At 72.8% G+C, this 10,931-nt stretch carries 12 protein-coding genes; 8 read left to right on the forward strand and 4 right to left on the reverse strand.

Annotation, left to right across the window (positions count from 1 at the left end; translation table 11 throughout):
• Positions 1-21 precede the first annotated feature (21 nt).
• From ABZ478_RS06000 to ABZ478_RS06015, 4 genes are all read right to left on the reverse strand, one after another.
• Positions 22-345: a multidrug efflux SMR transporter gene (locus tag ABZ478_RS06000; RefSeq protein WP_358927546.1), complete on the reverse strand. Its 324-nt coding sequence runs from the start codon at positions 343-345 to the stop codon at positions 22-24.
• An 84-nt stretch (positions 346-429) separates the two neighbouring features.
• Positions 430-1,440: a ribosome small subunit-dependent GTPase A gene (gene rsgA, locus ABZ478_RS06005; RefSeq protein ID WP_359545702.1), complete on the reverse strand. Its 1,011-nt coding sequence runs from the start codon at positions 1,438-1,440 to the stop codon at positions 430-432.
• 16 nt (positions 1,441-1,456) lie between these two features.
• Entirely contained in the window at positions 1,457-2,797 is a 1,341-nt protein-coding gene (aroA, locus tag ABZ478_RS06010) for a 3-phosphoshikimate 1-carboxyvinyltransferase (RefSeq protein WP_359545703.1), read from the reverse strand.
• 28 nt (positions 2,798-2,825) lie between these two features.
• Positions 2,826-3,536, reverse strand: coding sequence for a M50 family metallopeptidase (locus tag ABZ478_RS06015; protein ID WP_359545705.1), 711 nt, complete (start codon positions 3,534-3,536; stop codon positions 2,826-2,828).
• A gap of 49 nt (positions 3,537-3,585) precedes the next feature.
• Between ABZ478_RS06015 and ABZ478_RS06020 the strand changes: the two genes are divergently transcribed.
• The 8 genes from ABZ478_RS06020 to def all read left to right on the forward strand — a co-directional run bounded on the left by ABZ478_RS06020 (position 3,586) and on the right by def (position 10,823).
• A complete protein-coding gene (locus tag ABZ478_RS06020; RefSeq protein WP_359545706.1) occupies positions 3,586-4,401 on the forward strand; it encodes an SOS response-associated peptidase in 816 nt (271 codons plus the stop codon).
• 10 nt (positions 4,402-4,411) lie between these two features.
• A complete protein-coding gene (locus ABZ478_RS06025) occupies positions 4,412-5,041 on the forward strand; it encodes an alpha/beta family hydrolase (protein WP_359545907.1) in 630 nt (209 codons plus the stop codon).
• 254 nt (positions 5,042-5,295) lie between these two features.
• Positions 5,296-5,997, forward strand: coding sequence for an RNA polymerase sigma factor SigR (gene sigR / locus ABZ478_RS06030; RefSeq protein ID WP_250403396.1), 702 nt, complete (start codon positions 5,296-5,298; stop codon positions 5,995-5,997).
• Positions 5,994-6,314 carry a mycothiol system anti-sigma-R factor gene (gene rsrA / locus ABZ478_RS06035; RefSeq protein WP_358927552.1) on the forward strand — a complete coding sequence of 107 codons (321 nt, stop codon included), beginning with the start codon at positions 5,994-5,996 and terminating at the stop codon, positions 6,312-6,314. The genes sigR and rsrA overlap by 4 nt, the downstream gene beginning before the upstream one ends.
• A 125-nt stretch (positions 6,315-6,439) precedes the next feature.
• Positions 6,440-7,783: an HD-GYP domain-containing protein gene (locus ABZ478_RS06040; protein WP_359545708.1), complete on the forward strand. Its 1,344-nt coding sequence runs from the start codon at positions 6,440-6,442 to the stop codon at positions 7,781-7,783.
• The gene (locus tag ABZ478_RS06045) at positions 7,780-9,021 is read left to right on the forward strand and encodes an HD domain-containing protein (RefSeq protein WP_359545710.1); all 1,242 of its coding nucleotides are present in this window, start codon (positions 7,780-7,782) and stop codon (positions 9,019-9,021) included. Before ABZ478_RS06040 ends, ABZ478_RS06045 begins: the two co-directional genes overlap by 4 nt.
• A 100-nt stretch (positions 9,022-9,121) precedes the next feature.
• Positions 9,122-10,102: a hypothetical protein gene (locus tag ABZ478_RS06050; protein ID WP_143627102.1), complete on the forward strand. Its 981-nt coding sequence runs from the start codon at positions 9,122-9,124 to the stop codon at positions 10,100-10,102.
• A gap of 70 nt (positions 10,103-10,172) precedes the next feature.
• A complete protein-coding gene (gene def / locus ABZ478_RS06055; RefSeq protein ID WP_359545712.1) occupies positions 10,173-10,823 on the forward strand; it encodes a peptide deformylase in 651 nt (216 codons plus the stop codon).
• Positions 10,824-10,931: the final 108 nt, after the last annotated feature.

Here is a 10,931-nt window from a genome sequence, read left to right on the forward strand (position 1 = left end):
TGAGCCGGCTCCGAACAGGTCCTAGTGTGCCGAGCCCGACAGCTGGAGGCCGATCACGCCGATGATGACGAAGGAGATCGAGACGATCTTCAGGGTCGACACCAGGTCGCCGAGGAAGACCATGCCGTAGATCGCGGTGCCCGCCGCGCCGATCCCGGTCCACACCGCGTACGCGGGACCGACGTCGAGCTTCTTCAGGGACAGGGTCAGCAGGCCGAAGCTGCCGAGGGCGAAGGACGCGAAGGCGATCGTCGGCCACAGCCGGGTGAACCCGTGCGAGAGCTTGAGGCACACGGCGAAACCGGTCTCCAGAATCCCGGCCACTATGACCAGCAGCCACGCCATGTGCGGTCCTCCCGTAGGTCCGGATCTCCGGCTCGGTGCGATTATGCACTTACCGAACGCGACCCCCGGCAAACCCCGCGGCTCTCAGTCGCCCTCCGTGCGGTCCCGCGTGGCCAGCAGCCGGCGCAGCGAGTACAGCCGCGCCGGGTCGGCGTGGCCCTCCTCCACGTACGCGTCGAGGGCGCAGTCCGGCTCGTCGTGGCTGCACGCGCGCGGACAGCCCTCGGTGCCCGGCTCCAGGTCCGGGAAGGCGTGGATCACCCGGGAGGGATCGATGTGCGCCAGGCCGAAGGAGCGCACGCCCGGGGTGTCGATGACCCAGTCGGCCGCCCCGGAGAGGGGCAGCGCGAGGGCGGAGGTGGTGGTGTGGCGGCCGCGGCCCGTCACCGCGTTGACACGGCCGGTCGTACGCCGCAGGTCCGCCGGGACGAGGGCGTTGACCAGGGTCGTCTTGCCCACCCCCGAGTGGCCCACGAACGCGGTGATCCGGCCGTCCAGATACTCGCGCACCCGGTCGGCGGCGTCGTCGTTCTCCAGTTCCTCCCGGCTGGTGACGACGTACGGGATGTCGAGCGCGCCGTACAGCTCCAGCAGCTTGTCCGGCGACGCCAGGTCGGACTTCGTCATCACCAGCAGCGGCTCGAGACCGCCGTCGTAGGCCGCCACCAGGCAGCGGTCGATCAGGCGCGGGCGCGGCTCGGGGTCGGCGAGGGCCGTGACGATCGCCAGCTGGTCGGCGTTGGCGACGACCACCCGCTCGTAGGGGTCGTCGTCGTCCGCGGTGCGGCGCAGCACCGAGGTGCGCTCCTCGATGCGCACGATCCGCGCGAGGGTGTCCTTCTTGCCCGACAGATCGCCGACCAGGGCCACCCGGTCGCCCACGACGGCCGCCTTGCGGCCCAGCTCCCGGGCCTTCATCGCCAGCACGGTCCGGCCCTCGACCAGGCAGGTCAGCCGGCCCCGGTCGACGGTGAGGACCATGCCCTCGGCCGCGTCCTCGTGCTTGGGCCGGATGTGGGTGCGCGGCCGGTTGCCCTTGCGGTTGGGGCGGCTGCGGATGTCGTCCTCGTCGGTGTGCTTGCCGTAACGGCGCATGATCCCAGTCCGCCCGTCAGTTCCCCAGCATCCCGGTCCACAGCTCGGGGAAGTCCGGCAGGGTCTTCGCCGTCGTCGCCACGTTCTCGATCCGCACACCCTCGACCGCCAGGCCGATGATGGCGCCGGCGGTGGCCATGCGGTGGTCCTCGTAGGTGTGGAACACCCCGCCGTGCAGCGGGCGCGGGCGGATGTGCAGGCCGTCGGCGGTCTCGGTGACGTCGCCGCCGAGTTCGTTGATCTCCTTGGTGAGCGCGGCCAGCCGGTCCGTCTCGTGCAGCCGCAGATGGGCCACGCCCCGCAGGGTCGAGGGGGAGTCGGCGAGCGCGGCGACCGCGGCGATGCCCGGGGTCAGTTCGCCGACGTCGCTCAGGTCGACGTCGATGCCGTGCACGGCGCCCGAGCCGGTGAACACCAGCCCGAACTCGGTCAGCTCGCAGGAGCCGCCCATCTCGGTGAAGATCTCGCGCAGCCGGTCACCCGGCTGTGTGGTCCGCTCCGGCCAGTCCGGAATCAGCACCTTGCCGCCGGTGACCAGGGCCGCCGCCAGGAACGGCTGGGCGTTGGACAGGTCCGGCTCGATCGTCAGGTCCCGGCCGAGCAGCGCACCCGGCGTCACCCGCCACACGTTCGGCTCGCCGCCCGACTCCGGGGTGTCCACCTGGGCGCCGACCGCGCGCAGCATGTCCACGGTCATCCGGATGTGCGGCATGGAGGGCAGGGAGGCCCCGGTGTGCCGGACCTCGACACCCTGGTTGAAGCGCGGGCCGGACAGCAGCAGTGCCGAGACGAACTGGGACGACGAGGAGGCGTCGATCGACACCGGACCGCCGTCCAGCGCCCCGGCGCCCTGCACGGTCAGCGGCAGCGCGCCCCGGCCGTCGTCGTCGATCCGGGCGCCGAGCACCCGCAGCGCGTCGATCACGCCGTTGAGGGGACGCTCGTACGACCGCGGGTCCCCGTCGAACCGGATCGGGCCGTCGGCCAGCGCGGCCACCGGCGGCAGGAAGCGCATCACCGTGCCGGCGTTGCCGACGTCGACCGTGGCCGGACCGTGCAGGCCGGTGGGCAGAACGCGCCAGGCCTCCCCCGAGCCGTCGGGGCCGCCCGCGCCGGATGAGCTGGACGACACGGTCTCCTCGATCTCCACGCCCATGGCCCGCAGGGCGCCGGCCATCAGCAGGGTGTCGCGGGAGCGCAGCGGACGGCGCAGCCAGCCGGGCTCGGAGGCGAGGGCGGCCAGCACGAGGGCTCGGTTGGTCACGGATTTGGACCCGGGCACGTGGACCGTCGCGTCGACGGCTCCGCTCGCGTGCGGGGCGGGCCAGAGGGCGGGGTGGGCGGTGTTCGGGGCCATGGGGCCACTTTATAAGGAGGGCCCGGTATCAACCTTCCAGCAGCCAGCGGCCGCCGCCGATCAAGGAGCACAGGGACACCGCGTGGAACAGGAACAGCCACAGGCCCGCGGGGACGTGCGTCAGACGGGACAGCTGGTCCGCGTCGGAGTCCCCCGCGCCTCCCCGCATCCGCTTGGCCTGCAGCTCGAACGGCGGCCGCACCCCGCCGAGCAGCAGGAACCACACCACCGCGTACGCGAACGCCGCCTGCACCTGCGGCCCGGTGAGCCACGACACCAGCAGGAAGGCGCCGCCGGTCAGCACCACGGTCAGTACCCCGTAAGCGTTGCGGATCATCACCAGCATGACGACCAGCAGGGCGGTCGCCGCCCACAGCAGCAGGGTGAGCCGGCCGGCGGCCAGCAGCGCGGCACCGCCCAGACCCAGCAGCGAGGGTGCCGTGTATCCCGCCGCCGCGGTGAGGATCATGCCGAGGCCGTAGGGCTTGCCCCGGCTGACCGTGAGGCCGCTGGTGTCGGAGTGCAGGCGGATGCCGGTGAGCTGCCGGCCGGTGAGCAGCGCCACCAGACCGTGCCCGCCCTCGTGCGCGATGGTGATGGCGTTGCGGGCTATGCGCCACAGGCTGTGCGGTACGACGACGGCGAGCGCGGCGACCCCGGTGGCCAGCACCACCCACAGGTCCGGATCGGGCTGGGTGCCGGTGAGCCGGTCCCAGAGACCGGCGGTGAGGCTTTCCATGTACCGAGTAGCTCCCTGTCCTCGTACGGAGTCTGGCAGTGTGGCACGTATGTGCGGACGGTATGCATCCAGTCGTAGGCCCGAGGATCTCGCAGGAGTCTTTGAGATCGAGAAGTGGGAGCCGGAGGAGACCCTGGAGCCGGACTACAACGTGGCTCCCACCAAGGAGGTCTACGCCGTCCTGGACCGTCCGTTGAAAGACGCCGCGGACCCGCGTCCGGTTCGGCAGCTGCGCAGGCTGAAGTGGGGCCTGGTGCCGTCCTGGTCCAAGACGCCCGAGGGCGGCGCCCGGATGATCAACGCGCGCGCCGAGACCGTGCACGAGAAGCCCGCCTACCGCCGCGCCTTCGCCACCCGGCGCTGCATCCTGCCCGCCGACGGCTACTACGAGTGGGTCACCGGCACCGAGGAGCGCGCGCTGGAGGCCGAGGGGAAGAAGAAGCGGCCGCGCAAACAGCCGTACTTCGTACTGCCCGCCGACGGCTCGGTCTTCGCGATGGCCGGCCTGTACGAGTTCTGGCGGGACCGGACCCTGCCCGACGACCACCCGGGCGCCTGGTGGGTCACCTGCTCGGTGATCACCACGGAGGCGGAGCGAACCCCGCTGGCCGTCGCGCCCGCCGAGGGACCGCACTCCCTGGCCGACATCCACCCCCGCATGCCGCTCATGCTCACCCCGGAGCGCTGGGACGCCTGGCTCGACCCGTCCAGCACCGACCCGGACGGCCTGCGCGAGCTGCTCGACCCGCCGCCGCACGGCCTGATGCGCGCCTACCCGGTATCCACCGCCGTCAGCAACGTCCGCAACGGCGGCCCGGAACTGCTGAAGGAGCTGGACGCCCCGGAAGTCGGCACACTCTTCTGACGTGACCACCATGACCACACAGACCGTCCCGACGGACACCGGCGACGCCCGGATCACCTGGCACCGGGCGGACGGGGCCCGGCTCGTCCTCGCGGTGAGCCATGGCGCGGGGGGCGGCATCGAGGCGCGCGACCTCCAGGCGCTCGCCCGGGTGCTCCCCGCGCACGGGGTGACCGTGGCCCTCGTCGAGCAGCCCTGGCGGGTGGCCGGCAAGAAGCTCGCGCCCGCACCGAAGACCCTGGACACCGGCTGGCGCGGCCTGTGGCCCGCGCTGGCGGCGCCAGGACTGCCCGTCGTCTCCGGCGGCCGCAGCGCGGGCGCCCGGGTCGCCTGCCGCACCGCCGCCGAGCTGGGCGCGCACGCCGTGCTCGCGCTGAGCTTCCCGCTGCACCCGCCGGGCAGACCGGAGAAGTCCCGCGCCGCGGAACTGCTCGGCGCCGGGGTGCCCACGCTGGTCGTGCAGGGCGGGAACGACCCCTTCGGCAGGCCGGCGGAGTTCCCCGAGGGAACCCACCGGCTGATCGAGGTGCCCTGCGGCGATCACGGGTTCGCCGTCGCCAAGCGCGCGGAGATCACCCAGGAGCGGGCGCTGGAGATCGTCACCGACGGTGTCGTGGAGTGGGCCGGTTCACTCGGGTGACCCGGGAATGCCCGGCGGCGGGGCGCTGTTGAGGCGGACAGAAGTGCTGAGGGATCAGCGCCGACGTCGTGGGAAAGGAAGTCCGCCGCATGGGTTCGACGTACTGCCCGAGCCGCAGCAGCCGTGCTGACCTGGACTGGACGGTGCTGCACGCGGCCAGGACCGCTCCTATTCGAGCGGCGGCGGGTACGGGTCGTGTTCTATCCTCCGAAACAGGAGGGACCGGTCTCGGTCCCGTCCGGGAACTTGAGGAGGTGGGTCCGGTCACCGGTACCGACGCAGGGACCGACAACGGCCAGGCGGAGCAGCCCGAGGGCCAGGGCATGAGCGCGGACACGGAGACCGGCTCCGAGTCGACCGCGGAGCGCAGCGCGCGCTTCGAGCGGGACGCGCTCGAATTCCTCGACCAGATGTACTCGGCCGCCCTGCGCATGACGCGCAACCCGGCCGACGCCGAGGACCTGGTGCAGGAGACCTACGCCAAGGCGTACGGGTCCTTCCACCAGTTCCGCGAGGGCACCAACCTCAAGGCGTGGCTGTACCGGATCCTGACCAACACCTTCATCAACTCGTACCGCAAGAAGCAGCGCGAACCCCAGCGCAGCGCGGCCGAGGAGATCGAGGACTGGCAGCTCGCCCGCGCCGAGTCGCACATGTCGACGGGTCTGCGCTCCGCCGAGTCGCAGGCGCTCGACCACCTGCCCGACTCGGACGTCAAGGAAGCGCTGCAGGCGATCCCCGAGGAGTTCCGCATCGCCGTCTACCTCGCGGACGTAGAGGGCTTTGCGTACAAGGAGATCGCGGACATCATGGGGACACCCATCGGTACGGTGATGTCCCGGCTGCACCGGGGCCGCCGTCAACTGCGCGGCATGCTGGAGGACTACGCCCGCGAACGCGGACTGGTCCCGGCGGGCGCCGGAGAGTCGAACGAAGCGAAAGGCTCGGGCTCATGAGCTGCGGAGAGCCGCACGAGACGGACTGCAGTGAGGTCCTCGACCACCTCTACGAGTTCCTCGACAGCGAGATGCCGGACGTCGACCGCGACAAGTTCCAGCACCACTTCGAGGAATGCTCGCCGTGCCTGGAGAAGTACGGCCTGGAGCAGGCCGTGAAGAAGCTCGTCAAGCGCTGCTGCGGCCATGACGACGTGCCCGCCGACCTGCGCGCCAAGGTCATGGGGCGGATCGACCTGATCCGCTCCGGGCAGACCGTCCCCGAGCACGACGTCACCAAGGCCCCCGCCACCCCGGTGACACCGCAGGAGTCCTGACCCGCGCCCTCCGGCCGGCCGCCCCTGTCACCCGAACGTGCTAATCCTCGGGACATGGGCCCCCGGACCCCCCGAACCCCGCCCTAGGCTCCGAGCCTGCACCGGCACGGTCGGGGGAGGGCGCGATGGAGGCGGCGGTTCCGGCGAGAGCGCAAGGCTATGTGGCCTGTGTCGCCCTCCTCGCCGCGCTCTGTGTCCTGCCCCTGCACACCACCCGCACGCCCTGGTGGGCGCTGGCCCTGCTCGCCGCGCTGTACGCGGCCTGCGAGCACGTCGTGCGGCGCCGCTTCGGGGGAACGTTCTATCCGGTGCTGCTCGCCGGCGCCTTCCTGCTGCCGCCGCCCGCCGCCGCGCTGGTCCCGCTGCCGGCCGCCCTGCTCGCCCACGTCGAGCACGGGCCGGTGCTGCCCCGGCGCGTCTGGCGGGCCGCGCAGCCGGCGCTCGCCGTGTGGGCCGCGGCCCAGGTCCACTGGGCGCTCGGCGGCCGGGACGCCGTCGTGGCCCACGCCTTCCCCTACGCCCTCGTACCCGCGGGGGCGGCCGTGCTCGCGTTCTGCGTGGTGCTCACCGTGCTCGACGGCGGGATCCTCGCCGCGGGCGTGGGGGTACCGCCCACGCCCGTCAGGCAGTGGAGGCGGGTGCCGGCGCGCAGGCCCTGGCGCGGGCTGCTGTCCCGCTCGCTGGCGCCGGTCGCGGTGCACGGGCTCGCCGGGCTGATGATGGCCGTGCTGTGGCGCAGCCGGTACGGCCCCGTCTCCGCGCTGCTCGTGCTGCTGCCGATGGGCGTCTCCTGCTGGGTCTTCGCCCAGTACCACCGGGAGCGGGCCGCCCACCAGGCCACCATCCGCGCCCTGGTGCAGGCCGTCGACATCAAGGACGGCTACACCCGCGGCCACAGCGAGCGGGTCGGCCGGGCCTCGGTGCTGATCGCCCGCGAACTCGGCCTGGACGACGAACGCGTCGAGGTGCTGCGCTTCGCCGGCATCCTGCACGACGTCGGCAAACTCGGCGTCCCCACCCGGCTGCTGCGCAAGGACGGCCCGCTGACCCCCGAGGAGCGGCGGATCATCGAACTGCACCCGGAGTACGGCCACGAGATGGTCCGCGGCATCTCCTTCCTCGGTGAGGCCCGCGCGGCGATCCTGCACCACCACGAACGGCTCGACGGCAGCGGCTACCCGTACGGGCTGGCGGGCGGTCAGATCCCGGAGTGCGCCCGCGTGGTCGCCGTCGCCGACGCCTTCGACGCGATGACCTCCACCCGGTCCTACAGCAGGGCCCGCCCGGTGGAGGCGGCGGTCAAGGAGCTGGAGCGCTGCGCGGGCACCCACTTCGACCCGCGCATGGTCACGGCACTCGTCCGGGCGCTGGGCCGGCACGGCTGGCACCCGGCCGTCACCGCCGACGACGCCCCGCGCACGGTCCCGGCCCAGCCGGCCGCCGGCCGCCGCAGCGGGGCGCACCGGTGACCGCCCTCAGGTTCATCCACGGCTGCGCCGCCCTCACCGCCACCGTCTGTCTCGCCCTCACCCTGTGGAGCGGTGTCGACGACCCGGGCGTCGCGCTCGCCTTCGGCTTGCTCATAGCCGTCGGCGAGCTGACCCGCTGGTCCGGCACCGGAGCGCGCCGCACCGCGCCGCTGGGCACCGCCGGATCGCTGTCGTACGCCCTGCTGGGGCCCGACGCCGGGCATCCCACCGGGCACAGCGCCGCGCAGGTCGTCACCGTCGTCCTCGCCGCGTCCCTGCTCGGCGGTGTCCCGCACATCTGGTGCGGCCGCACCCCCACCCTCGACCACCTCGCCCGCCGCGTCCTCACCGCCGGCTTCGCCGCCGTCTGCTTCCAGCCCCTCTTCAATCGAGGCGTCTTCCGCAGCTGGGACGGCCCCGCCTACGCCCTGCTGCTCGTCGCACTGCTCGTCCTCACCGCGCTCTGCGACGCCGTCCTCGCCGCCGCCCTCGCCCACTCCCGCACCCGCTGGCGCTTCGGCCCGCTGCTGCGCGAGGAACTGCGCGGACTGCTCGGCATCGGCTCCGCCGTGTGCGCGACCGGCGCGGTCATGGCGCTCGCGGTCGCCGTCGCCGGGCTGTGGGCGCTGCCCGTGTTCTGTCTGCCGCTGCTGCTCACCCAGTTGTCGGTCCGCCGCTACGCCGCCGTGCGGGCCACCTACCGGCAGACCATCGCCTCCCTGGCCCGGGCCACCGAGGTGGCCGGCTGCACCCCCGCCGGGCACGCCCGCCGGGTCGCCGCCCTCAGCCGGGCCGTCGGCCGCGACCTGGGCCTGTCCCGGCCCGAGCTGACCGTGCTCGAGTACGCGGCGCTGATGCACGACATCGGCCAGCTCAGCCTCGTCGACCCGGTCCCGGCCGGAGCCACCGCCGCACTGCCCGGCGAGGAGCAGCGGCGCATCGCGCTGCTCGGCGGCGCCGTCGTGCGGCAGACCGGGGTGGACGCGCGGGTCGCCACGGTCGTGGAGCGGCAGGCCGACCCGTACCCGGAGCAGCCGCTCGCCGCGCGGATCGTGCGGGCCGTGAACGCCTACGAGGAGAAGGCCCGCGACGCCGGACCCGAGGGGCCGCTCATGGCCCTGGAGGAGCTGCGCCTGGCCACCGCCGGGGACTACGCTCCCGAGGTTGTCGAATCCCTTGCCCGGGTACTCTCCCAGGCGCTGTCTGACCCTGCGGGTGATGGGGTAACCCATGGGTAATGAGCGCCTTTGAGGCCGTACGTGGTTGGATGCGAGGGAGAGGGTGTCCGGGGGCACAAGCCAGCCCACTGTGCGGAAATGGAACTGGCAGGCGGGAATCGTGAGGATCTTCGGAAAGGGACGACACCGGCCCTCCGCCTCCTGGCGGCAGGCCACCGACCGGGCGTTCACGCTCATCGGAGACGGCCGGTACGAGGACGCGGGCGAGCTGCTGACACGCGCCGCCGACCTGGAACCCTGGCTGGCGGAGTCCTGGTTCAACCTCGCTCTGCTGCACAAGTTCCGGCACGACTGGGAGCAGGCCCGCGCCGCCGGTCTGCGGGCGGTCGCGCTGCTGGACCGGGAGACCGGCGCCCCCGACTGGTGGAACGTCGGCATCGCCGCCACCGCACTGCAGGACTGGCCGCTGGCCCGGCGCGCCTGGCAGGCCTACGGGCTGCGGGTGCCCGGGGGCGCCACGGCCGCCGGCGAGCCCCTCGGCATGGATCTGGGCAGCGCGGCCGTACGGCTCTCGCCGGAGGGCGAGGCCGAGGTGGTGTGGGGCCGCAGGCTGGACCCGGCGCGGATCGAGGTGCTGTCCATTCCGCTGCCCTCGTCCGGCCGGCGCTGGGGGGAGGTCGTGCTGCACGACGGCGTCCCGCACGGCGAGCGCACCACGTCCGCCGGGCACTCCTTCCCGGTGTTCGACGAGATCGAGCTGTGGGCGCCCTCACCCGTGCCGACCTGGGTGGTGCTGCTGGAGGCGGCCACGGAGGCCGACCGGGACGCCCTGGAGCAGCTCGCGGCGGACGCCGGGTTCGCCGCGGAGGACTGGTCCTCCTCGGTGCGGCTGCTGTGCCGGATGTGCTCGGAGTCGCGGATGCCGTCGGACGAGGGCGACGGAGAGCACCTCGACCCCCACGACCACAGTGAACCCGGTCACCCCGGACCCCTCGGGCACCGTACCGACGGGCAGCTCTGGGTGCCGGAGCGGGAGTGCGGGGTCGCCGCGCCGGCGTCGCTGGTCCGGGGGCTGCTCGACGGCTGGGTCGCGGACAGCCCGGACTCCAGGGACTGGCGTGATCTCGAAGAGGTCTGCTGACCACCGGTGACCGGCCACCTTTAGGCTGTACCCGAGATTTCCAAGGCTTGCAGGAAGGCATACGTCGGTCATGGCGCAGCAGGACACCGATCAGCAGCACGCGGGCGTGCTCCCCGTCGACGACGAGGGCTACGTCGTCGACACGGGGGACTGCGAGGAGCGCGAGGGGACCTGGCGCGAGCGCGGCACCTCACGGCCGATCACGGTCGTCGGCAACCCGGTGCTGCACAAGGAGTGCAAGGACGTCACCGAGTTCGGCGCGGAGCTGGACCAGCTGGTCGCCGACATGTTCGCCAGCCAGCGCACCGCCGAGGGCGTGGGCCTGGCCGCCAACCAGATCGGCGTCGACCTGAAGGTCTTCGTCTACGACTGCCAGGACGACGAGGGCGTCCGGCACGTCGGCGTGGTGTGCAACCCGAAGCTGGTCGACCTGCCCGCCGACCGGCGCAGGCTGGACGACAGCAACGAGGGCTGCCTGTCCGTGCCCACGGCGTACGCGCCGCTCGCGCGTCCCGACTACGCCGAGGTGACCGGCCAGGACGAGAAGGGCAACCCGATCAAGGTCCGTGGCACCGGCTACTTCGCACGCTGTTTGCAGCACGAGACCGATCACCTCTACGGCTACCTCTACATCGACCGCCTGTCCAAGCGCGACCGCAAGGACGCGCTGCGGCAGATGGCCGAGAACGAGCCCCGCTACCCCGTGGTCGCCAACGACTGAGCCGCCGGGCCGGAACCCCGGCCACCGCACAGAGCAGCGACGACGTCCGTCACGACGCCCGTCCGGGATCCGTCCCGGCCGGGCGTCGTTCATTTGTTCGTCACGTGA

The organism is Streptomyces sp. NPDC005706 (genome assembly GCF_040631045.1).
GTDB lineage: Bacteria > Actinomycetota > Actinomycetes > Streptomycetales > Streptomycetaceae > Streptomyces.

Excerpts from the sequence above, each read along its gene's own strand:
- def (WP_359545712.1), top strand. The coding sequence starts at position 10,173 with ATGGCGCAGCAGGACACCGATCAGCAGCACGCGGGCGTGCTCCCCGTC.
- rsrA (WP_358927552.1), top strand. The coding sequence starts at position 5,994 with ATGAGCTGCGGAGAGCCGCACGAGACGGACTGCAGTGAGGTCCTCGAC.
- ABZ478_RS06040 (WP_359545708.1), top strand. The coding sequence starts at position 6,440 with ATGGAGGCGGCGGTTCCGGCGAGAGCGCAAGGCTATGTGGCCTGTGTC.
- ABZ478_RS06020 (WP_359545706.1), top strand. The coding sequence starts at position 3,586 with ATGTGCGGACGGTATGCATCCAGTCGTAGGCCCGAGGATCTCGCAGGA.
- rsgA (WP_359545702.1), bottom strand. The coding sequence starts at position 1,440 with ATGCGCCGTTACGGCAAGCACACCGACGAGGACGACATCCGCAGCCGC.
- ABZ478_RS06015 (WP_359545705.1), bottom strand. The coding sequence starts at position 3,536 with ATGGAAAGCCTCACCGCCGGTCTCTGGGACCGGCTCACCGGCACCCAG.
- aroA (WP_359545703.1), bottom strand. The coding sequence starts at position 2,797 with ATGGCCCCGAACACCGCCCACCCCGCCCTCTGGCCCGCCCCGCACGCG.
- ABZ478_RS06000 (WP_358927546.1), bottom strand. The coding sequence starts at position 345 with ATGGCGTGGCTGCTGGTCATAGTGGCCGGGATTCTGGAGACCGGTTTC.
- ABZ478_RS06025 (WP_359545907.1), top strand. The coding sequence starts at position 4,412 with ATGACCACACAGACCGTCCCGACGGACACCGGCGACGCCCGGATCACC.